Genomic DNA, 22,045 nt, shown 5'->3' with positions numbered 1-22,045 from the left:
CGTCAGTTCCTTGCCGCGACCTGCACGGGAGCCTGGGCGCGGCGCTGCGCGCGCTCGCGCGACTTGATGCGCTTGGTGATCTGGCCGACAAAGCCCGTGGGGAACATGAAAATCACCAGGATGAGCGTGAGGCCCAGCAGGAACTGCCACAGTCCCGGGAAATACGCCGCCGAGATCAGCTTGACGGACTCAAAGCCCACCGCGCCCAGGAATGCGCCGGCGGCATGGCCCGCGCCGCCCAGGATGGTGATGAAGACGAACTCGCCGGAGCGCAGCCACGAACCGATTTCCGGCGTGACCAGCCCCTGCATCAGGGCCAGGATGGCGCCCGAGAAGCCCACGACCACGGCCGACAGCAGGTAGCCCTTCCACATGATGAAGTAGGCGGAGAATCCCAGGTATTCGATGCGCGTTTCGTTGGTCTTGATGGCCGACAGCGCCTGGCCGCTGCCTGAGCGGAAGTAACGCTGCACCCACCAGCCCAGCGCCAGCGACAGGACGAGCGTCAGCACCAGCAGCGCGCGTTCGAAGGATTCGCGCTCCATGGCGATGCCGGCCAGGGTCGGACGCACGATGCGCATTCCGTCCGAGCCGCCCGTCAGCGTGTAGAGCTTGCCCAGCAGCGCGAACAGCACCATGCTGAGCGCCAGGTTCAGCATGCCGAAGAAGATGCCGCGGTAGCGCACCACGAACAGGCCGATGACGACGGCGGCGGCGAAGCTGGCAGCCACGCCGGCCAGGATCAGAACCAGCGCGTCCAGGCCCGGCATGGCCTTGGCCAGGAAGGCCACGGTATAGGCCGAGATGCAGGCGAACATGGCGTGGCCGAAGGAAATCTGCCCGGCGCGCGCCATGACCGACACGCCCAGCGCGGCGATGGCGTAGGTCAGCCCGATGACGATGGGCGTGATGGTCCAGGAATAGGTGTAGCCGAGGAACAGCGTGAACAGCGCGGCCAGCAGGCTGAGGACGGGGACTTTCATCAGATCGTCCTCGCTTGGGCAACGGTGAACAGGCCATGCGGACGGATGATCAGCACCAGCACCATGATGATGTAGGGAATCGCCACTTCCAGTTCGGGCGCGGTGTACACGGCGATGGCGCGGATGATGCCGATGAGCAGCGCCGCGATCAGCGCGCCGGTGATCTGGCCCAGCCCGGCGGTGGCGACCACGGCGAACGACAGCACCGTCATGTCCGTGCCCGCGCCCGGCACCAGCGAGGTGGTGGGCGCAGCCAGCGCGCCGCCCAGCGCCCCCAGGATGGTCGCGATCACGAAGGTGACGTAGCCGATCTTCTTGGCATTGATGCCGAGCGAGGTCGCGACCTCGCGGTTGTGGGTCGTGGCCACGGTCTGCTTGCCCAGCTTGGTGTGGCGCAGGAAGTATTCCAGGCACACGTAGGCCAGCAGCGCGGTGACCGGCACCACCACGAGCTGGTAGGTGGTGTAGGTGATGTCGCCGATTTCAATGTTGCCCAGGCGGTTCACGACTTCGCTCGCGCTGTAGGGCTGCGCGCCCCACAGCAGGCGCTGGATGTCTTCCAGCATCAGGAATGCGCCGAAGGTGAGCAGGAGCTTGAGGATGGGGTCGTAGTTCTGGGCGCGGCGGATCAGGACGAACTCCATGATGCTGCCCAGCGCCAGGCCCACCGCGATGGCGGCCAGGAACAGGGCCGCGAACAGCAGGAAGGGAGAGTCGGTCTTGGGCGCCAGGAACATGACGAAGCTGGCCGCGGCATAGCCGCCGAAGGCGTAGAACGCGCCGTGGGCGACGTTCAGGATGCCCATCACGCCGAACACCAGGGTTAAGCCCATTGATACCAGGAACAGCAGACTGGCGTAGGCCACGCCGTCCACCAGGGCGAGAGGCAGTAGATCCAAGGTCAAGCGTCTTCTCCCAATACGCTGAGCACGGGCGCGGCGATGATCGAATGCGCCGCGCGGCGTGCGGGCTTGCGCCCTGGACGCGCCCGGCGCGTCCTTGTCTCGTTGTCAACCTTGCCGTGCCCGCTGCGCGGTGCGTGTATTTGCTGCGTGCTGCGTACTGCGTGCTGCGTGCGCAAAGGGCCGGAAGGCGCTTTATTCAGGCTGTCGGTTCGCCCCGCCAAGTCGCCGGGCAAACCCGCCTGGGTATGTGTGCGAAGTATAGGTAGGGGTTTATCGGCCAGCTATTTATCTTTGTGCAAGGCGGGTTTAACAAGCGGTGGAGTGGCCGCCGGCTGCGGCCCGGCCGCCCCCAATGCGGCCAGGGGCGCCCGCGTCTGATAGTCCGGGATAATCCGGATCTGCGCCTCGTCCGGCAGGCGTACATAACGGCCTAGTCCATCGGGCGCAAGCGCCCCCACGTCCAGCAGGGCCAGGCGTTCGCCCGCGGCGTCGCGCACGTCGATGCGCAGTTGCGGCGGCGCGAGGCCATAGTTCTCGCCTTCCTGCGGCGTCAGCGTGCGGTCGCTGCGGGCCTGGGAAAACAGCGCGACGAAGCCGGCCGCGTCAAATTCCGCCGCCTGCCCGGGCGGCGTGGCGGCCCATCCCTGCGGACCGCGTGTCAATTGGACTGAGCCGGCGGCCGAGGCCAGCGTCACCTGCGCCGCGCGGCCGGCGTCCCAGGCATAGAGCCGTGCGGGTTTGCCGCTGTCGTCATGCAGATGGGTGTGGCCGTGGTGCTGCGCCGGCGATTCCTCGGCCTCGTGCCATTGCCACGCCGACAGCGCGATGCCGGCCGCCAGCAGCGCGGGCCAGATTGCGCGCGCGGCGCTCACCGACGCCTCCACCACAGCAGCAGCCCGGTCAAGAGCGCCAGCAAGGGCAAGGCCACCGTGCTGGTCCAGAACACCGCGCGCATCTGCCGGTTGGTCAGCTCGACGCGGCGGTTTTCGTAGTGGCGCGGGCGGATCGACAGAAGCGCATCCTCGCCCGCCAGCAGCGTGACGGCGTTGGTGAACAGCGCGCCGTTGCCCAGCGTGGCGAAGTGGCGGTTGATCGCGAAGTCGCTGTCGCCCGCCACCAGCAGCGTCGGCCGTGCGGCGCCGTCTTCGCGGGCGGCCTGCGCACTACGCGTGGCCAGCGCCATCAGCGTGTAGCGCGACGGCGGCTGGCCGGGCGGATGGGCCTGGGCGGAGGTCTGCGCCAGCGGCGTCACCACCACGCCGGGCGGCAGGCCGTCGCCCGCCGGTTCCAGCCCCGCGGCCCCCGGAAAGAAGCTCAGCGGCAGGCCGCGCGTCATCTTGTGGCGCGTGTAGTCGCTGACGGCCGGGCTGCCGGGATCGTTGCGGTAATGGCTGCCAGGATCGCTCAGCGCCCCCGGCGCCAGCGCAATCCCGAAATCGGCCAGCAGATCATCCAGGCCGTGCCGCGTGTCGGGCTCCAGCAGCAGGAGCGTCTTGCCGCCCGCGGCGGTCCAGCGGCGCAGCGCCTGCGCGTCGTCCTCGCCGAACGCCGTGCGCGGTCCGGCGGCCACCACCACGGCGCAGCGCGGCAGGGCCTGCGCCAGGCTGCCCGCGCCGACGGCGCGCGTGGAGAACCCCAGCGTCTGCAAGGCGTTGCGCGCCATCGCCATGCCGTGCTGCTCGTGCACCTCGACGCGGGCCACCAGGTTCTCGTCGTGGTCGTGTTCCTCCAGGTCGTCCAGCGAAGTCAGGCTGTCCAGCATGGCCTCGCGGTGGCCCTGCGTGAAGCAGACCGTCTGCGCCCCATTCTGGCTGATGCGGATGAGCGCGTTGGTGAAGTCGGTCTCGGTGCCGCCGTTGATCGTGGTGCGCCGCTCGCCCGAGGCCAGCACGGCGCTGCCCGCGAACTGGATGCCGGCGGCGCGTGCCTCGGCCGGACGCAGGGCGGGATCCACGCCGCGCACGCGGATCAGCGGGTTCTCGCGCTCGTACTGCCGCAGCAGTTCCAGCGCGTCGACCATGCTTTTGTTGCGCAGGTCGTAGAACCACGTCACCTCGACGGGCTGGCGCACCTGGCGCGCAACCTCCAGGCTTTCCGGCGCCAGGCTGTACACCCGCTGCGCGGTCAGGTCGATGCGGCCCAGATGGCGCGACGCCCACAGATTCAGCGCCAGCAGCAGCGCGGCGACGGCCAGCACGGGCAGCCACAGCGACAGCCGCCGCCCGGCGCGGCGCAAGGCGGGGCTCATCGCAGCCTCCAGCGCTTCAGGTTGACCGATGCCACCATCAGGGCCAGCACGGCCACGCTGGCCAGCGTGACGGTCGCGGGCCCGGGCAGCACGCCCCGGATGAAGTCCACGTGCTGGGCCGACAGCGACAAGGCCTGGAAGAACGGCGACAGCGCCGGAAACGCGTCCAGCGCGGCCGGGTAGTCGATGAACCACAGCAGCACCAGAATGCCCCAGGTGGCGCTGGCGGCCACGATCTGGTTCGCGCAGGCGCTGGACACGGCGATGCCGATCGCCAGGAACAGCGCGCCGTACAGGAAGACCCCGATGTAGCCGCCCACGATGGGGCCGTAGTCCGGCTCGCCGTACCAGGCCAGCGGCAGCACCGCCGACATGGTGCCCGCCAGCATCAGCGCCAGCATGGTCAGCCCGGCCGCGTACTTGGCCGCGACCAGCGTGAAGTCCGACAACGGCAGGGTCAGCAACAGTTCCAGCGTGCCCTGCCGCGCCTCTTCGGCAAACGCCCGCATGCTGACCAGCGGCATCACCAGGATCAGCAGGATGGTCATGTTATGGAACGCCGTCACCATCTGGCCGGTGCTGACGAAGAACAGGTTGAAGCTGAACAGGTAGCCCGACAGGGCCCAGAACACCGCGACGACGGCCAGCGCGACGGGCGAGCCGAAGTCGGTGCGCAATTCCTTGCGGTACAAGGCCGCGAATCCTTTCATGCGCGTCTCCGTAGCGGGGGATCGTTGGGCGCCAGCGCCGCCAGCAGGCGGGCCTCGACGGCTTCCTGCGCCGGCAGCACGGCGCGCAGTTCGGCGTGGGCCAGCGCCACGCGCATCGCCGCGTCGCACGCGGCCGCGCCGGCGGCCGGGGATTCCCAGGCGATGCGCCACTTGCTGTGGCCGCCATCCAGCAGGGAAATGTCCACGGTCTTGACGCCCGGGCAGGCGGACAGGGCCGCGTGCAACGGGCCGTGCCGGGCCGTGGGCAGGGCGAGTTGCAGGTGCAGCGCCGTGCGCGATTCGCCCAGCGCCTGGTCCTGCACCAGCAGGCCCTCGCGCAGGATGGCGATGCGCGAACACAGCGCCTCCACTTCCTGCATCAGGTGGCTGCTGAACACCACCGCCCGGCCTTCGGCGCAGCGCCGGATCATCGCGCGCGCCTCGACGATCTGTAGCGGATCCAGGCCGTTGGTGGCCTCGTCCAGCAGCAGCACCGGCGGGTCGTTAAGCACGGCCTGCGCCAGTCCCACGCGCTGGCGCTGCCCCTTGGACAACCGCCCGATCACCGAGCGCGCCACGCCCTGCAGATCGAAGCCGTCGATGGCGCGCTCGATGGCCAGGCGGCGCGCGCGGGCGCCGCCCTGCACCTTGACCCCGGCGCCGAACTCCAGGTATTGCGTCACCGTCAGGGCGTCATACAGCGGCGCGCGCTCGGGCAGATAGCCGATATCGGCATTGCCCCGGCCCGGCGCGGGCGCGCGGCCGCGGATGGTGATGCGCCCGCTGTCGGGCGTGTAAAAGCCCGCCATCAGGCGCAGCGTGGTGGTCTTGCCGCTGCCGTTCGGTCCCAGCAGGCCCAGGATCTCCCCCGGCCTGACGGACAGGCTGAGGGAATCCAGGACCTGGCGCGGCCCGAACGACTTGCAGACCTGGTGCAAGGCGACGGCGGGCTCCATGGCGCGCGCTCAGTCGAAGACTTTGGTCTTGGCGTTCTGCGCGTGCTGCTCCGCGTCGTGGCTGTACCAGAGCTGGCCCTGGCGCGCGTCGCGGATCTGCTTGAGGCGGTCGATGGCCTGCATGGACGCCGCCGTGTTCCAGGTGATGCCGGGGATCACGCCCGCCTCGTTCTCGCCGGTGTAGATGGCGTCCGCCGCCAGCAGCACGGTGCCGGTCTTGGGCAGCTTCACCTGCAGGGACTGGTGGCCCTGCGTGTGGCCCTTGGTGTCCAGCAGCACGATGGTGCCGTCGCCGAACAGGTCGAAGTCCCCTTCCACCTGGATGAAGTCGTAGTCGCGCGTGGTGTCGAAGTCCTTCATCACGTAGGCGGCGCGCTGGAATTTCTCGGGCCACCAGGCTGCGCGCAATTCGGCCTTCTGCACGACGTGCTTGGCCTTGGGGAACATCTTGATGTTGCCGGCGTGGTCCAGGTGGAAGTGCGAGTAGACGACGTACTTCACGTCGCTCACGTCAAAGCCCGCGGCCTTGAGCTGGCGGTCGATGACCTCGTCGCGGCCCTGGATGGAATTGAAGGCGCCGCACAGGCCCTGTCCCCAGTAGTTGGCGCAATTGCCGTCCGCCGTGGCCTGGTTCATGCCGGTGTCGAACAGCACCAGGCCGCGCGGGTGCTGGATCACGTAGGCGGGAACCGGAATCTTGATCTTGGTGCCCACGTCGACCATGGCGGTCATGAAGCCCTTGTCCAGCTCGATCTTGCCCACCGACAACTGCATCAGCTTCACGTCGGTGGGCGGCGCGTCGGCGGCTTGCGCCCATCCGCCCGCCATCACCGCCACCGCCCCAACCATTGCTTTCCAGCTCTTGCTCATTGTTGTCTCCTCGGACCAACAGGGGGAAGCCGCAGCCATGGCGGCGCGGCCAGTCAGCAAGCTCCCGGTGTGTCCCGGGTTCACATCGTCGACAGGGTGTTTCCCGTGCAAGGGCGCCTTGCGGCAGGCCGCAGCGCGCGCGATCGGGGCGCTCGGCCGAAACGGCATCTGGCGGCCGTTTTCTCTGTTGCGCACTCTGACGCAGGCGCGAAGGGCTGCCAATTAAGGATTGATTAAGCAGGGCTTCGCCGCCGGCGAAGTGGGGGGAACCCTAGTAGCCGGACGGCGGGCCCGCGCGAGGCGGGCGGCCAGGAGTCGAAATTCAATCGGCCGCGTGGCGCGCCTGCAATTCCGCGAAGGACACCAGTTCCCCCGCCAGCGCGCTGGCCATGACCGTGGGCGGACTGGCCAGCCAGACGCTGCCCGGTCCCGACCGGCCGGGGAAATTGCGGTTGATGGCGCTGATCGTCACCTGCGAGGCGTCGGTGGACGATCCGGGTCCGCAGTTGGCGCAGGCGCCGCACGACGGCTGCAGGATGCGCGCGCCCACCGCGGCAAAGGTCTTGTCGTAGCCCTGCGCCACGCAGTAATCCCGCACCGCGGTCGTGCCGTACTGCAGGAACAGCGTTACGCCCTCGGGCAGCGTCAGCCCGCGCGCCACCGCCCAGGCCAGGACCTGATGGTAGTGATCGAAGTCCTCGCGCTTGCCGGCGGTACAGGAGCCGCCATAGGCGATGTCGATGCGCGGCCGCGCCGTGAGGGTCGACAGGGGCACGCCGTTGCCCGGATCGCCCGGCGCGGCCACCAGCGGCGACAGCGCCGTGCAGTCCACGCGCAGGATGGCCGCGTATTCGGCGCCCGGATCGCTACGCATCCAGGGTTCGATGCCGGCGTCCACGCCGCGGCGCTCGCGCAGGAAGCGTGCGGTCTCGGCATCCGGCGCGACGATGCCCGTCAGCCCGCCCAATTCGGCGGTCATGTTGGTCAGCGTGGCGCGCTCGTCGATGGACAGGCCGGCGATGGCCGCGCCCGCAAACTCGAACACCTTGCCCACGCCCGCGCCCGCGCGGATTTCCGGCAGGGCCAGCAGGTGCAGCACGATGTCCTTGGCCGTGACGCCGGGCGGCGGCGCACCGTCCAGCTCGATGCGCAGGCTGGCCGGCAGCGTCAGCCGCACCGCCCCCGTGACGAAGGCATTGGCCATGTCGGTCGTGCCCACGCCGAAGGCCACGCAGCCCAGCGCGCCGCTGTGCGGCGTGTGCGAGTCCGTGCCCACCACGACCTGTCCCGGCAGCGCGTAGTGCTCGGCCATCATGGCGTGCGAGATGCCGGCCACGTTGGCGCCACCGTCGCGCGCCGCCTCGGCCTCGGTCAGCGTGCGGTGCTGGCGCAGCGCATAGGCGTCGGCGAAATCGCGCTGCGCCTGGCACATGGCGCGCACGTTGGGGACGATGCCCGCGCGCACGTGGTTCGGGCTTTCGTCGACGTACGAGGTGTGGTCCTCGAACACCACGATCCGTTCCGGGTCCACCAGCCGCAGGGGCCGACCGAACCGCGCATGCAGCATATGGGCGGCCATGCCGGTGTAGTACTCATGGATGAAGCGCCAGTCCGCGCGGATGAAGACGCCCGCGCCCTGCACCGGATCGGTCGCCGTCGCCGGCGTCTGCAAGAGATGGCGCAGCACGATTTTTTCGAACAGCGTGCGCGGCGCCGGCCCTTCCCGTCCAGCCGCGGGCGCAACGTCGCGCAACTGCGCCTGTCCGAAGGCCAGCAGCCCGCCCGCCCTGACGATGGCCGCGGCCAGCGCGTCACGGCCCGCGACGATCTCGTCGACCGTGATGCGCTCGCCCCGTTGCAGGCGCGCCACCAGGCCCATGTCGGTGCTGGTGTAGAGCCCGATGTTGTCGGCGTTCTGGCGATAGATGCGCTCGAAGCTTTCCGCGATGACCAGCCGCACGCCGGCCGACTTCTCGGCCATCGGGCTGTGCTCGCGCGAGGACCCTTTGCCATAGCGCTTGCCCGCGACGACCACGTTGATGCCCGCCTGCCGGACCGCGTCGATGCCGATGGGCAGCGCGCCATCCGCCCGAAAACCGGTGTACGGATAGCGGCCCAGCTTCTCGTCGAAATGCGTCAGGATCGGCACCGGCGTGATCTCGTCGGTGGAAATGTCGTCGCGCAGCGGCGCGGCCGCTTCCTGCGACAGCGCCGCGCCGTCGAGCTGCGCGGCCACGCGGGCCGGGTCTTGCGACAGAAAGAGCAGGCGGGCCGGGGCGTCAAGGATGGTGGCGGCAGTCATGGCAATACGGTCATTCGATGGTGACGCCAGCCGCCTTGACCAGCGCCTGGCTCTTGGTGAGTTCCGCGGCGAGCGTCTGGGCAGCCTCGCTGGCGCTGGTGCCCTGCGCCACGAAGCCCTGCGGCGACAGCGCCTTGAGCACCGGGGCCGACTGCATGGTCTGGCGGGTCGCGGCCTGCAACTTTTGCACGATGTCGGCGGGCAGCCCGGCCGGCCCGATCAGCGCAATCCAGGCGTCGTACGAATAGCCCTTTACGCCGGCCTCGTCCAGCGTCGGCACGTCCGGCAGGACCGCCAGGCGCCCGGGCGTGCTGACGGCCAGCGCCCGCAGCTTGCCGGCCTGCACCTGCGCCAGCACCGAGGGGGTCGCCAGGAAGGCGACCTGGATCTGTCCCGACATCACATCGGTAATCAGGGCATTGCCGCCCTTGTACGGGATATGCATCATGTCCACGCCCGCCTTGGACTTGAGCAGCTCGCCCGCCAGATGCAGGACGCTGCCCGTGCCCGACGAGCCGTAGTTGATCTTGCCGGGTTGCTCGCGGGCGGCCTTCAGCAGGTCGCCCATCGTCTTGTACGGCGAGTTTTCCCCCACCACGACCACCAGCGGCGTGGTGCCGATGACGGAGATGGGCGTGATGTCCCGAACCGTGTCGTAGGGCAGGCTCTTGTACAGGCTGGGATTGATGGCGTGGTTGGACGACACGATGCCCAGCGTGTAGCCGTCCGGCTTGGCCGACACGAGCTGGCGCGTGCCGGGGATGCCGGCCGCGCCCGCGAGGTTTTCGACGATCAGGGGCTGGGCCAGCGCCTTGCCCAGGTTTTCGGCCACCACGCGCGCCACCACGTCGGCGGTCGAGCCGGGCGAGGTGGGCACGATCAGCCGGATGGGGCGGTCCGGATAGCCGGCTGCCGCGGCGGTCGACGCCGCGCACAGGGCGCCAAGTGCGAGCGCACAGCCCGCAAGGATTCTGGTGGGGGTCATGGTGTCTCCGTATAGGACGCAGCGGGGTCTGGATGCCCCGTACCGGCGATGAACGCGCCTTGACTATACGAAGACCGCGGACAATGCCGAAGTGTCATCTCGGCAGTCCCGCCATCGCGAATGGCGACGGCGGCGGGGCGGCGCGGGTCAGCCCTGCTGCGCCAGGAACTTGACGAGGGTGCCCGCGGTGGCCGACAGCTGCGCCTGGCCGGGAAACACGATGCACAGCTCGCGGCGCGCCCAGTCGTCCGACAGCGGCCGCACCACCACATCCAGCGCCTGCAGGTACAGTTCGGCCACCTGCTGCGGCATGACGGCGATGCCCAGGCCGGCGTGCGCCATGCGGCACAGCGCATCCAGGCTCGCCACGCGGATCTTGACCGACAGCGTCTTGCCCAGCGCCGCGGCCCGTGCGGCCAGCAGTTGGGTCAGTGCGCTGTTCTCGCGCAGGCCCACGAAGGTTTCTCCGGCTATGTCCTCCAGGCTGAGCTGGCGCGCCGCCGCCTTGGGATGGCCGGACGGCAGCATGACGGCAAGCCGGTCGCGGCGGTACGGCAGCAGCGTCAGCCCGTCCGCGCCCGCGATCCGGTTGCAGATGCCGAAATCGGCGGCGCGCTCGCGCACCAGGCGCAGGACGTCGGGGCTGTGCTGCTCTTCCAGGTCGATGTCCACATCCGGAAAAAGGCGCTGGAACGCGGCCACGTCCTCGGGCAGGAACTGCACGATGGCCGACAGATTGGCCACCACGCGCACGCGTCCCTTCACGCCTTCGTAGAACCGCGACAGCTCCGCCCCCATGGCCTCGACGTCGCCGATGATCTGCCGCGCGTGGCGCAGCACGGTCTGCCCGGCCGGCGTCACCGTCACGCCGCGGGTGTGCCGGGCGATCAGCGGCAGGCCGATCAGCGATTCCATGTCGGCGATGCGCCGGCTGACGGCGGACGGCGCGATGAACTCGCGCTCGGCGGCCCGCGCGATGCTGTTTTCCTGGCACACCGCCACGAAAAGGCGCAGCGAGGTCAGGTCGAGTTTGCGGAGGATGCTTTCCATGGCGAGGGAGGACCGGGCGGCGGGAAGCGCCCGGCATTGACGGGGGATCGTACACCACGCCCCCCGGCGCGCTCAGGCCGCCCGTTGCGCCGGCGCGGCCCCGCGATACCGCTCCCACAGGGCGGCCTGGCGCACGCGCGCCGCTTCCACGCTTTTCTCCTTGACGTGCCCATACCCGCGGATCGCGTCCGGCACATTGGCCAACTCCAGCGCCGCATCGCGGTTGGCAGCGTCCAGCGTGCGGGCGAACTCCTCGGCCAGCGCGAAGTAGTCGGCCGCGAGCTGGCGCTCCATGCGCCGCTCGGCCGTCCGGCCGAACACATCCAGCCAGGTGCCGCGCAGGCGCTTCATGGGCGCCAGCGCGCGAAACGCCCATTCCATCCACGATCCGTACGCGCGCTTCTGCAGGCGCCCCCGCGCGTCGCGCCGCGCGAACGCGGGCGGCGCCAGGTAATAGCGCACCTGGTAATCGCGGCCCGGTTCGCCCTCGAACTGCGCGCGCAGCCGGTCCTTGAACGCGGGATCGGCGTGCAGCCGCGCCACCTCGTATTCGTCCTTGTAGGTCATGAGCTTGGCGAGGTTGCGCGCGACGGCGCGGGTGACGTCGCCGCGCTTGTCCCCGAGCGCGAATTCACGCGCGCGCACCGCGTCCACGGCGGCGAGGAAACGCCGCGCATAGGCCTCGTCCTGGTACGCCTGCACGTGCGACGCGAGTCGCTTGACCAGGGCATCCAGGGACTCCGGCAGGCTCACCACGCGCTCGGCCGCCGCGGGGCGCAAGGCGTCCACGCCGCGATGCGCCGCCTGCCGGCCCAGCTCGAACGCGGCCAGGTTCTTGTCCACCGACACGCCGTTGATCTCGATCGCGCGGCGCAAGCTGGCGAGCGACAGCGGCAGGCCGCCCTTCTGCCAGGCATAACCCAGCAGCAGCGGGTTGGCGTAGATGCTGTCGCCCAGCAGCGCCTCGGCCAGCGGACCGGCCTCCAGGAAGTCGCAGTTGCCGCCGGTGCTCTGCGTCAGCGCGTCCTGCGCCTGCGCGCCGGGAAAGCGCCAGGCCGGCTGCGACAGGAACGTGGCCGTGGGCGCGGCGCTGCTGTTCACCACGGCGCGACCATGCTCGGGCCGCAGGCGCGACAGCACCTCGGGCGACGCCGACACCAGGGCGTCGCAGCCGATGACCAGGTCGGCCTCGCCCAGCGCCACGCGGGTGGCGTGCAGGTCCTGCGGCCGGTTGGCGAGCTGCACGTGGGACAGCACCGCACCGCCCTTCTGCGCCAGCCCCGCCATGTCCAGCACCGTCACGCCCTTGCCTTCGATGTGCGCGGCCGCGCCCAGCAGCGCGCCGATCGTCACCACGCCCGTGCCGCCCACGCCGGCGACCACCACGCGGTAGGCCGCGCCCGCCGCGATGTCCGCGCGCTCGGGCAGGGGCGCCTCGGGCAGCGCGGGTGCGCCGCCGCCCTTGCCGGGCTTGCGCGGGACCGCGCCCTCGGCCGTCACGAAGCTGGGGCAGAAGCCCTCCACGCAGGAGAAATCCTTGTTGCAGGACGACTGGTTGATGCGCCGCTTGGTCCCCATCGGCGTGTCCAGCGGTTCGACGGACAGGCAGTTCGACTGCACGGAGCAATCGCCGCAGCCTTCACAGACCGCCTCGTTGATGAAGGCGCGCCGGGGCGGATCGGGATACTCGCCGCGCTTGCGGCGGCGGCGCTTCTCGGTGGCGCAGGTCTGGTCGTAGATGAGCACCGTGGCGCCCTCGATCTCGCGCAGCGCGCGCTGCACGTCGTCCAGCGCCTTGCGATGGTGGACGTCCACCCCGGCCGGCAAGGCCTGCGCGCCCGTGTACTTGTCCGGCTCGTCGGTCACGACCACTGTCTTGACCACGCCTTCGGCCAGCATCTGCGCGGCGATCCGGGGCACGGTCAGCACGCCGTCCACAGGTTGCCCGCCGGTCATGGCGACGGCGTCGTTGTAAAGGATCTTGTAGGTGATGCGGGCGCGCGCCGCGACCGCCGCGCGGATGGCCAGCAGGCCCGAATGGAAAAACGTGCCGTCGCCCAGGTTGGCGAAGATGTGGCGCTCGGCGGTGAAGTCCTTCTGGCCCAGCCACGCCACGCCCTCGCCGCCCATCTGGCTGAAGGTGTCGGTGTCGCGGTCCATCCACATCGCCATGTAATGGCAGCCGATGCCGGCCACCGCGCGCGAGCCCTCGGGCACGCGGGTGGACGTGTTGTGGGGACAGCCAGAACAGAACCAGGGCTTGCGCTCTTCCACCAGCGTGGGACGGTTGGCCTCGCGCTCCTTGGCGTCGATCACGGCCAGGCGGGCCGCGATGCGGGCGCGCAGGGCCTGCGAAAGGTCGGCCTTCTCCAGGCGCGCGGCGATGGCGCGGGCGATCAGCGCGGGCGACAGTTCATAGCGCGCGGGCAGCAGCCACCCGCCGCGCGGCGTGGACCATTCGCCGCCGCCGTTCTCGCGTTCGTCGAACTTGCCGTACACGCGCGGACGCACGTCGTCGCGCCAGTTGTACAGCTCTTCCTTGAGCGCGTATTCCAGGATCTGGCGCTTTTCCTCGACGACCAGGATTTCTTTCAGTCCGGTCGCGAATTCGCGCGCGTCCTGCGCGTCCAGCGGCCAGATGCAGCCCACCTTCAGCACGCGGATGCCGGCCTGCGCACAGGCCGCTTCATCCAGGCCCAGGTCGTTGAGCGCCTGGCGCACGTCCAGATAGGCCTTGCCCGCGGTCATGATGCCGAAATGCGCGTGCGGCGAGTCCAGCACGACCCGGTTCAGCCGGTTGGCCCGCACGTAGGCCAGCGCCGCGTACCACTTGTGGTCCAGCAGCCGCGCTTCCTGCGCCAGCGGCGAATCGGGCCAGCGGATGTTCAGCCCGCCCGGCGGCACGCCGTCCTGGGGCAGCACGATTTGCACGCGCGACGGGTCCACGTCCACCGAGGCGCTGGATTCCACGACATCCGTCACGCATTTCATCGCCACCCACAGCCCCGTGTGGCGGCTCATGGCCCAGCCGTGCAGGCCGTAGTCCAGGTATTCCTGCACGTTGGACGGGTACAGCACCGGAATGCCGCTGGCGATCAGCACGTGTTCCGACTGGTGCGCCACCGACGACGACTTCGCGGCATGGTCGTCGCCCGCCAGCATCAGCACCCCGCCATGCGCGGACGAGCCCGCCGAGTTGGCGTGCTTGAGCACGTCGACCGACCGGTCCACCCCGGGCCCCTTGCCGTACCACATGCCGAAGACGCCGTCGCGCTGCGCGCCGGGAAACAGATTGAGCTGCTGCGAGCCCCAGACCGCCGTGGCCGCCAGGTCTTCGTTCAGGCCGGGCTGGAACACCACGTCGTTGGCCTTGAGATGGCCCTTGGCCTTCCAGAGCGCCTGGTCCAGCCCGCCCAGCGGCGATCCCCGGTACCCCGAGACGTAGCCCGCCGTGTTCAGGCCCGCCTGCAGATCGCGCTGCTTCTGCATGAGGGGCAGGCGCACCAGCGCCTGCGTGCCGCTGAGGTAGACGCGGCCGGTGGGCTGCGCGTATTTGTCGTCCAGCGACAGGCCATGGGTATCGGCCACGCCAGGGGGTAAAGGGGCGTTCATGGGGGCTTGTCTCCTGCCATCCGCGGTATGGGAATCGGGTGTTTTCCGCAGTGTAGGTAGGGCCATTGCCATCGTATATTCATATATTCGTGTAACTGGTATCTGAAAAACGCATGGCTAATGACGTCACCCTCCGGCAACTGCGCTACTTCGCCGCCGCCGCCCGGACCGGGCGGTTTTCCATGGCGGCGGCCGACGAGCACGTGTCGCAGTCGGCGGTCACCAACGCGGTGCTGGCGCTGGAATCCCAGCTCGGCGTGCGCCTCTTCGACCGCCACCCGCACGGGGTCACGCTGACGCCCGAGGGCCACAATTTCCACCAGCGCGCGCGCGACGTGCTGGACGCGCTGGACGATGCCCTGCGCGAACCGGGCTTCCAGCGCTATGCGCTGCGCGGCTCGGTGCGGATCGCGGCGTCCTATACCGTGCTGGGGTACTTCCTGCCCGATCTGCTGGCGCGCTTTCGGCGGCGCTATCCGGACGTCGTGCTCGATCTGGTGGACCTGGACCGGCCGGAGATCGAAAAAGCCGTGGCCAGCGGCGACGTGGAGCTGGGCGTCGCGCTGCTGTCCAACGTCGACCGGCGCGAGCGCTTCGGCCATCAGGTGCTGGTGCGCTCCCGCCGCCAGCTCTGGACGGCATCCGGCCATCCGCTGACCCAGGCCGCGGCGCCCTCCCTCGCCGACATCGCGCGCTATCCGTACATCCTGCTCGAAATGGACGAGGGCGAGCGGTCCACCCTGGCCTACTGGAAGACGCACGGCCTGCAGCCCGACATCGCGTTCCGCACGCGCTCGATGGAAGCGCTGCGCGGGCTGGTCGCGCACGGCTTCGGCATCACGATGCTGTCGGACATGGTCTACCGCCCCTGGTCGCTCGAAGGGCGCAAGATCGAGGCCGTGCCCATCACCGACGCCGTGCCGCCCATGGAGGCGGGCCTGCTGTGGCACCCGCGCGCGGCCATGGCCAAGCCGGCCGAAGCCTTCCGGCAATTCATGATCTACGCCTGCGGCGTGTGATCCGGCGGCGCCCCGCCCGGGGAATCGTCCGTCTTTCTGCACATATCAGACAGCGCCGATAGCAGGCGCGCGAGCCCCTTCCTACCATGCGTCATCGCCCACTTTTCCCTCCCCCGCGGGAGGAAGGCCCCGTCTCGCGCCCTCGCCATGAATCAAACCGCCGCCGCCGAACCCGCGCCCGTCGCCTGGGGAATCTGGATGTCCGCCCACGCCGGCCACCCGATCCCGGGCATGCGCGTGCACTCCCTGCACGAGCAGCCCCTGTGCCTGCGCGCGGCGTCTGGCGCCCTCGTCCCCCATCGGGCCGCTGAAGCCGACGGCACCGAGCACTCGGTATTCGGCGTGGGCGAGGACCGCCGCGCCTGGATCCAGAACGCCTGCGCCACGCTGTCCTGCCGCGTGAACGGCGCCGAAATGCGCCCCGGCGAACGCTGGCCCCTGTCCGACCGCGACGACATCACCATCGGCCTGACCCGGCTGTCGGTGGTGCAGGCCGATTCGCCCCTGCAATGGGAAGCCTGGGACGGCTGCCGGCCGGGCGACGCCCTGGACGACCAGGCCGCGCTGCTCGCCCTGCGCGCCCTGAACGACACGGACACGCACGCCGTGCCCTTCCTGCCCGAGGACCGGCGGCACAGCCGCCGCGGGGCCGACCCGGATGTGCTGCCGCAGGACGCCAGCGATCCCCTGGCGTCGCTCGCCACGGAATTCGACCAGGCCATCCAGGGCACGCACCAGGGCCTGCGCGCCTTGCACAGCCCCGCGCCCGGCCTGCCCGGCAGCACCCTGCCCCCGCCGCCCGATCCCTTCGAGGCCCCCGCCGCCGCCCCCGCCACGCGCATGCTGCTGGAGGGCCTGCTGCCCGAGGCCACCGACATCGACAGCATCCTCGCCGACATGAATGCCTTCGACGAATCCCAGTTGTTCGCGCCACCGCCCGCCCAGGACGTGCTGCGCCTGCTGGCGGACCAGGCGGGCGCCAGCGCGCCGTCCCGGACGATCGCCTCGCTGGCCCGCCGCGAACACCACGACCTGTCCATCGACAGCCATTTCCAGCAAGACCTCTCCGAATCCGCGCAATGAGCCGTAGAAAACCATGTTGAAAACCGCCGCCTCCCCTGCCGATCCCCGCGATTCGCTGCGCCAGTTGCTGCGCGGCCGCACGCTGGAGTGCGCCATTGGCGACGCCACCGGCAACATCCAGCGCCAGCCGGCCGACGTCGACCTGCGCTGGGTGCTGTTCCAGCTGCTCTGCCTCAAGGGCGACTGGGTGCGCGCCCTCAAGCAGCTTCAGATCTGGGCCAGCCTGAACAGCAGCCATCTGCGCATGGCCCAGATGCTGCGCGAGCTATTGCGCGCGGAAGCCTACCGCGACGAAGTCATGAAAGGCCACAAGGAACCCGGATGGCTGGATGAGCCCGCCGACTGGTCCAGGCAGCTCACGCAGGCCATCCACGCGCTGGAATCCGGCAATCCCGCCCGCGCGGACGTGTTGCGGCGCCAGGCCCTGGACGTCGCGCCGGAAGTGCCCGGGCACGCCAACCCCGGGGCCGGCTTCGCCTGGATCACCGACACCGACACCCGCTTCGGACCGAACTGCGAACTGATGTTCTCCGGCGGCTACCGCTGGATTCCCTTCTCCCTGATCGCCCGGCTGTCCTTTCCGCCGGTGCAGGGCGCGCTCGACCTGATCTGGCGCCAATGCAAGATCACCCTGCGCGACCAGACCGAGCTCAGCGCCTACATGCCGACCCGCTATCCGCTGCTGCGCGACCAGACCGACGCGCAGAAGCTCGCCACGGTCACCACCTGGGCCGACCGAAGCGACACCACGGTCACCGGCGCCGGCCAGCGCACCTGGCTGACCGATACCGGCGAGATCGCCATGCTCAGTGTGCTCAGCATGCACTTCGAGGGGCAGTCCGTTGAATGCGCGTGAAGCCTTTCCCAAGGTCCGCTACCTGCCCTCGCTGTTCGACCGGCTCCGCGATCACGATCCCCGTTCGCCCCATGAACGGCCGGACGCGTATGCGCCCGATGCGGCGGCCATGCAGCGCCTCATCCAGCGCGACCTGGCCCTGTTGCTGAACACCAGCAACCTGGGCGCGGCGCTGGACGCGGCGCGCCACCCGCAGGCCGCCCGCTCGGCGGTGAACTACGGCCTGCCGCCGCTATCGGGCAGCCTGCGGGCGCAGCACAACGCGTCCAGCATCGAAAAGCTGGTGCGTGAAACCATCGTGGCCTTCGAGCCTCGCCTCATCCCCGAAACCCTGTCGGTGCGCGTCCTGCCCCCGGCGCAGCCGGGCTCCTACAACGTCATCCACCTCGAAATCAAAGCCTTGATGCACTGGTCGCCCTACCCGCTGGAGTTCCTGGTCCAAACCCGGTACGACCTCGAGTCCTCGCATGCGTCGGTCGACGGCCGGAGCGGCTTCTGACCATGGATCCCCGGCTGCTCGACTACTACAACAGCGAACTGACCTACCTGCGCGAACTCGCCGGCGAATTCGCCGCGGCCCACCCGAAGGTCGCCCGCCGGCTCGGCATGCAGGGCGTGGAGGTCGCCGACCCCTACGTCGAACGCATGATCGAGGCGTTCTGCTTCATGGCGGCGCGCGTGCAGCTCAAGCTGGACGCAGAGTTTCCGCGCTTCACGCAGCGGCTGCTTGAAGTCGTCTACCCTAATTACGTGGCGCCCACGCCGTCGATGAGCGTGGCCCGGCTGCACCCCGCCACCCGCGAGGGCGACTTCAGCCGCGGCGTGCGCGTGCCCCGGCACAGCGTCTTTCGCTCGGGCATCACCCCCGGCGAGCAGACCGCGTGCGAATTCCGCAGCAGCCAGGACGTGGTGCTCTGGCCGATCGAGATCGCCAGCGCCTCGCTGACCATCGTGCCGCCGGACCTTCCCGACATGCGCCGCCACCTGGCCACCGGCCAGAACCTGCAGGGCGCGCTGCGCATCCGCCTGCGCACCACCGGCGACATCAAGTTCTCGCAGCTGCGCGGCCTGGACGAACTGTGCTTCTACATCACCGGCGACGAACGCATCACCTCGCATCTCTTTGAACTCATCCACGTCGGCTGCGTGGCCGCGGTGGTGCGCGGGGCCGACGACGATCGCGGCGGCCACGTCATCACGCAGGGCGCCGTCACCCATGCGGGCCTCACCGCCGCGCAAGCCCAGCTGCCCACGACCTGGAACGGCTTTCACGGCAACAACCTGATCCAGGAGTACTTCGCCTTCCGCCAGCGCTTCTACTTCTTCAATGCGACGCAACTGGCGCGCGGCCTGGCATCCGCCGACGGCCAGGAAGCCGAGATCATCCTGCTCCTGGACCGCCTGCCGCAGGCCCTGTCCACGCACGTCAATGCCTCCCGCTTCGCGCTGTTCTGCACGCCCATCGTCAATCTCTTCGAAAAGCGCACGGACCGCGTCGAAGTCGACCGCGCCAAGACCGAACTCCACCTCGTGCCCGACCGCAGCCGCCCGCTGGACTACGAAGTGTTCTCGGTCCAGCGCGTGGTCGGCCAGCAGGCCAAGAGCGCCAGCGAGGTGGTCTTCAATCCGCTTTATCACACGCTGCACAGCGACCTTGGCAACAACGGCCGCTACTTCTCCGTCAACCGCGAGCGCCGCGTCCTGTCCGACAACGCCCGCAAGTACGGGACACGCACGCTGTATGTGGGCACCGAGGTGTACCTGTCCCTGGTGGACCAGTACGAAGCGCCCTATGGCGCAGACATCCGCTACCTGTCCGTCGATGCGCTGGTGACCAACCGCGACCTGCCCCGGCTCATCCCGGTCGACGGCCACAACGACCTGTCCATGCGGGAATCGATTCCCATCGAACGCGTGTCGCTGCTGCACCCGCCCAGCATCCCGCGCGAACCCTACGCGCAGGGCGAAGCCGCCTGGCGGCTGATCCGCCAGCTGAGCTTCAACTACATCCCGCTGGCGGACCTGAACGAAAGCGACGGCGGGCAGGCCCTGCGCAACATGCTGCGCCTGTTCCTGCACGCCGGCGAGACCGATCTTTCCAACCAGATCGATGCCCTGGTGGGCTCGCGCATCACCCGCGTGACGCGCCGCCTGCCGCGCCACGCGCTGATGGTCTACGGCCGGGGCATCCATTGCGACCTCACCGTGGACGAGACCGGCTTCTCCGGCGTCAGCCCCTACCTGTTCGGCCTGATCCTCGAGCAGTACATCGCGCGCCATGTCTCGATCAACGTGTTCACCGAAACCTCGTTGCGCTCGATCCAGCGCGGCGACGTGGCCCGATGGGCGCCCCGCCCGGGCGGCCGCAGCGTGGTCTAGCCATGGAACCGCTTCCCCACCCCGCCCCGCCGGCGCCCGCGCTGCGCGAATGGTTCGACCCGGCACAGCCGTGGAAGACCAGTTTTCTCGGCCTGATGCGCGCGCTGGCCGCGCAGATGTCCGACGCGCCGGTGCCCGGCGCCGCCCTGCTGCCCAGCGAGGAATCGCACCGGATCGGGCAGCGCGCCAGCCTGGTGTTCGCCCCCAGCGAAGTCGCCGCGGTCGAGCACGACGGGGCCCGCATCCACGTGCAGTTGCACAGCCTGGGCATGTGGGGCCCGCAGGGCCCGATGCCGCTGCACATGTCCGAGCAGGCGTACACGCGGGTCGAAAGCCACCACGACCGCACGCTGACCGACTTCGCGGACCTTTTCCATCATCGCGCCCTGTCGCTCTTTTACCGCGCGTGGGCGGCGGGGCAATCGACCGCCTCGCTGGACCGCCCGGCCGAAGAGCGGTTCACGTTCTACATCGGCAGCCTGATCGGGGACGATCCCCGCGACAGCGCCGCGCTGCACCCGGCCACCCATGCCCGCTACGCCGCGGCCTCGCATCTGGTGCGCGAGGCCCGCAATCCCGAGGGCCTTGCGCGCGCCTTGTCCTTCTATTTCGGCGTGGACGTCGAGGTCGAGGAATTCATGCCCAACTGGATTGGGCTGGACCTCGCCGGCCGCGGCATCCTGGGCGTGCCGTCGCCCGCCGCCATTCTGGGCGGGCAGGCCACGCTGGGGCACTCCATTCCCGACTGCCAGCACCGCTTCCGCCTGGTGATGGGACCGCTGACCCTGGAGCAATACCTGCGCCTGACGCCGCACGGCGACGACCTGCCCACGCTGGTGGACTGGGTGCGCACCTTTGTCGGCTACGAATTCGACTGGGAACTGCAACTGCTCATCAAGCCGCGGGCGGCGCCGTGCGCGCGCGCACGGGCCGACCATCGCCTCGGGTACTCCACCTGGCTCGGCGAAGCGCCGACCGACGCGCCCGTGACCGGCATGGTGTTCGAGCCCGAGCACTACCGCGACCCCAAGGCCCCCTGAACGAGCGCAACGCCATGGACACCGCCACGCCCGCCGACCTCGGCCCCGATTCCGACCTCCTGCAGCCGCTGGAAGGCCCGTTGCCCTGCGGCCCGGACCTCGAATACGACCCCGACTTCGTGGTCCTGCACGCCAACGTCGCGCCGCGCGGCGACGCGCAGTACGGCGATTTCGTCGACGCCGCACCCGCCATCAACTGGGCGGACGCCGAACGCGACTGCCGCGCGCTGCTGGCACGCAGCAAGGATCTGCGCCTGCTGATCGTCCTGGCGCGCTGCCGCGTGCGGCAGGCCGGCGCGGCGGGATTGCGCGCGGCGCTTGCGCTGATCGACGCCATGCTGCGCCGCTATCCCGGCGCGCTCAATCCCGTTCCCCTGCTCGATGGCGAACCTGATCCGCTCATCGTTTCCAACGTCCTGGCCGCGCTGGCGGACCCGGACGGCCTTGCGGCGGACGTGCGCGACATCGGCCTGCCCAAGAGCATGGGCACGCCGCTGAGGGTCCGCGACATCGAGCGCGCACTGGCCAGGACCCGCGCCAAGGATGCGCTCTCGCCGGAGGCCGCGACGCGGCTCGTGTCCGACCTGCACGACCGGCGCGATCCCGTGGTCACGGCCCTGTCGAGGGCCTTTGCCGCGCTCGGCCGCATCCAGGACTGGGCCGCGCAGCACCTGGACGGCGCCCGGCCGGACCTGGGCGTGCTGGTCCAACTGCTGCAGCCGTTCCACGCGCCGACGGCCGCGCCGCCGGTGCAGACCGGGCTGGCCGCGGCCCCGGCGCCGTCCGAACCGTCCGCGCCCGGCGCCGCGCTGCCCTTGGACCCGGCCGCGCCGGCCGCCGCGCTTCCCGGCGCGGCCGTCACCCGCTGGGACATGCTTGAAACGCTGCGCAGCGCCCGCCAGTGGTTTGAGTTCCACGAACCCAGCAGCCCGGTCAGCGTGTTGCTCAAGCAGGCCGAACGCATGGTCGGACGGCGCTATGCCGAGCTGCATCGCATGGTTCCGGCCGACCTGCTGGAGCAATGGGACGCCCCGCAGGATTGATCCA

General features: G+C 69.8%; 18 protein-coding genes. 7 read left to right on the top strand and 11 right to left on the bottom strand.

Translation table 11 applies throughout. The features are described 5' to 3' along the window. Nucleotides 1–2: 2 nt before the first annotated feature. The 11 genes from ACZ50Q_RS03775 to ACZ50Q_RS03725 all read right to left on the bottom strand — a co-directional run bounded on the left by ACZ50Q_RS03775 (nt 3) and on the right by ACZ50Q_RS03725 (nt 14,621). Nucleotides 3–983 (bottom strand): branched-chain amino acid ABC transporter permease, encoded by a 981-nt coding sequence (locus ACZ50Q_RS03775; protein WP_092580899.1) that lies wholly within the window; start codon nt 981–983, stop codon nt 3–5. Then, nucleotides 983–1,888 carry a branched-chain amino acid ABC transporter permease gene (locus ACZ50Q_RS03770; protein ID WP_464080603.1) on the bottom strand — a complete coding sequence of 302 codons (906 nt, stop codon included), beginning with the start codon at nt 1,886–1,888 and terminating at the stop codon, nt 983–985. The genes ACZ50Q_RS03775 and ACZ50Q_RS03770 overlap by 1 nt, the downstream gene beginning before the upstream one ends. A 281-nt stretch (nt 1,889–2,169) precedes the next feature. Then, a complete protein-coding gene (locus ACZ50Q_RS03765) occupies nt 2,170–2,760 on the bottom strand; it encodes an electron transporter SenC (RefSeq protein WP_464080602.1) in 591 nt (196 codons plus the stop codon). After that, a complete protein-coding gene (locus ACZ50Q_RS03760) occupies nt 2,757–4,136 on the bottom strand; it encodes a GldG family protein (RefSeq protein WP_092580895.1) in 1,380 nt (459 codons plus the stop codon). Before ACZ50Q_RS03760 ends, ACZ50Q_RS03765 begins: the two co-directional genes overlap by 4 nt. Then, nucleotides 4,133–4,846 (bottom strand): ABC transporter permease, encoded by a 714-nt coding sequence (locus ACZ50Q_RS03755; protein ID WP_076516979.1) that lies wholly within the window; start codon nt 4,844–4,846, stop codon nt 4,133–4,135. Before ACZ50Q_RS03755 ends, ACZ50Q_RS03760 begins: the two co-directional genes overlap by 4 nt. Next, entirely contained in the window at nt 4,843–5,802 is a 960-nt protein-coding gene (locus ACZ50Q_RS03750; RefSeq protein WP_464080601.1) for an ABC transporter ATP-binding protein, read from the bottom strand. Before ACZ50Q_RS03750 ends, ACZ50Q_RS03755 begins: the two co-directional genes overlap by 4 nt. 9 nt (nt 5,803–5,811) lie before the next feature. Then, on the bottom strand, nt 5,812–6,672 hold the full coding sequence (locus ACZ50Q_RS03745; RefSeq protein ID WP_076516983.1) for an N-acyl homoserine lactonase family protein: 861 nt from the start codon (nt 6,670–6,672) through the stop codon (nt 5,812–5,814). A gap of 322 nt (nt 6,673–6,994) precedes the next feature. Next, on the bottom strand, nt 6,995–8,974 hold the full coding sequence (locus ACZ50Q_RS03740) for an aconitase family protein (protein WP_464080600.1): 1,980 nt from the start codon (nt 8,972–8,974) through the stop codon (nt 6,995–6,997). Between the two features lie 10 nt (nt 8,975–8,984). Continuing rightward, the gene (locus ACZ50Q_RS03735) at nt 8,985–9,959 is read right to left on the bottom strand and encodes a tripartite tricarboxylate transporter substrate binding protein (protein ID WP_464080599.1); all 975 of its coding nucleotides are present in this window, start codon (nt 9,957–9,959) and stop codon (nt 8,985–8,987) included. Between the two features lie 147 nt (nt 9,960–10,106). Further along, complete coding sequence (locus ACZ50Q_RS03730) at nt 10,107–11,009, bottom strand: LysR substrate-binding domain-containing protein (protein WP_464080598.1); 903 nt, start codon at nt 11,007–11,009, stop codon at nt 10,107–10,109. Between the two features lie 72 nt (nt 11,010–11,081). Next, complete coding sequence (locus ACZ50Q_RS03725) at nt 11,082–14,621, bottom strand: indolepyruvate ferredoxin oxidoreductase family protein (protein WP_464080597.1); 3,540 nt, start codon at nt 14,619–14,621, stop codon at nt 11,082–11,084. Between the two features lie 113 nt (nt 14,622–14,734). Between ACZ50Q_RS03725 and ACZ50Q_RS03720 the strand changes: the two genes are divergently transcribed. From ACZ50Q_RS03720 to ACZ50Q_RS03690, 7 genes are all read left to right on the top strand, one after another. Continuing rightward, nucleotides 14,735–15,640, top strand: a complete 906-nt coding sequence (locus ACZ50Q_RS03720) for a LysR family transcriptional regulator (RefSeq protein ID WP_464080596.1) — start codon at nt 14,735–14,737, stop codon at nt 15,638–15,640. 147 nt (nt 15,641–15,787) lie between these two features. After that, nucleotides 15,788–16,723 (top strand): TagK domain-containing protein, encoded by a 936-nt coding sequence (locus ACZ50Q_RS03715; RefSeq protein ID WP_092580883.1) that lies wholly within the window; start codon nt 15,788–15,790, stop codon nt 16,721–16,723. Nucleotides 16,724–16,736: 13 nt separating this feature from the next. Further along, nucleotides 16,737–17,579 (top strand): type VI secretion system accessory protein TagJ, encoded by an 843-nt coding sequence (locus ACZ50Q_RS03710; RefSeq protein WP_092580881.1) that lies wholly within the window; start codon nt 16,737–16,739, stop codon nt 17,577–17,579. After that, complete coding sequence (tssE, locus tag ACZ50Q_RS03705) at nt 17,566–18,078, top strand: type VI secretion system baseplate subunit TssE (protein ID WP_076516999.1); 513 nt, start codon at nt 17,566–17,568, stop codon at nt 18,076–18,078. The genes ACZ50Q_RS03710 and tssE overlap by 14 nt, the downstream gene beginning before the upstream one ends. 2 nt (nt 18,079–18,080) lie before the next feature. Next, nucleotides 18,081–19,958, top strand: a complete 1,878-nt coding sequence (tssF, locus tag ACZ50Q_RS03700; protein ID WP_464080595.1) for a type VI secretion system baseplate subunit TssF — start codon at nt 18,081–18,083, stop codon at nt 19,956–19,958. A 2-nt stretch (nt 19,959–19,960) separates the two neighbouring features. Continuing rightward, complete coding sequence (tssG, locus tag ACZ50Q_RS03695; protein WP_464080594.1) at nt 19,961–20,998, top strand: type VI secretion system baseplate subunit TssG; 1,038 nt, start codon at nt 19,961–19,963, stop codon at nt 20,996–20,998. A 14-nt stretch (nt 20,999–21,012) separates the two neighbouring features. After that, nucleotides 21,013–22,041 carry a type VI secretion system protein TssA gene (locus tag ACZ50Q_RS03690; protein ID WP_464080593.1) on the top strand — a complete coding sequence of 343 codons (1,029 nt, stop codon included), beginning with the start codon at nt 21,013–21,015 and terminating at the stop codon, nt 22,039–22,041. Nucleotides 22,042–22,045: the final 4 nt, after the last annotated feature.

The organism is Achromobacter sp. T5-5 (assembly GCF_055397965.1).
The sequence above is the reverse complement of the archived record's forward strand: the minus strand, read 5'-3'. Positions and strand labels throughout refer to the sequence as shown.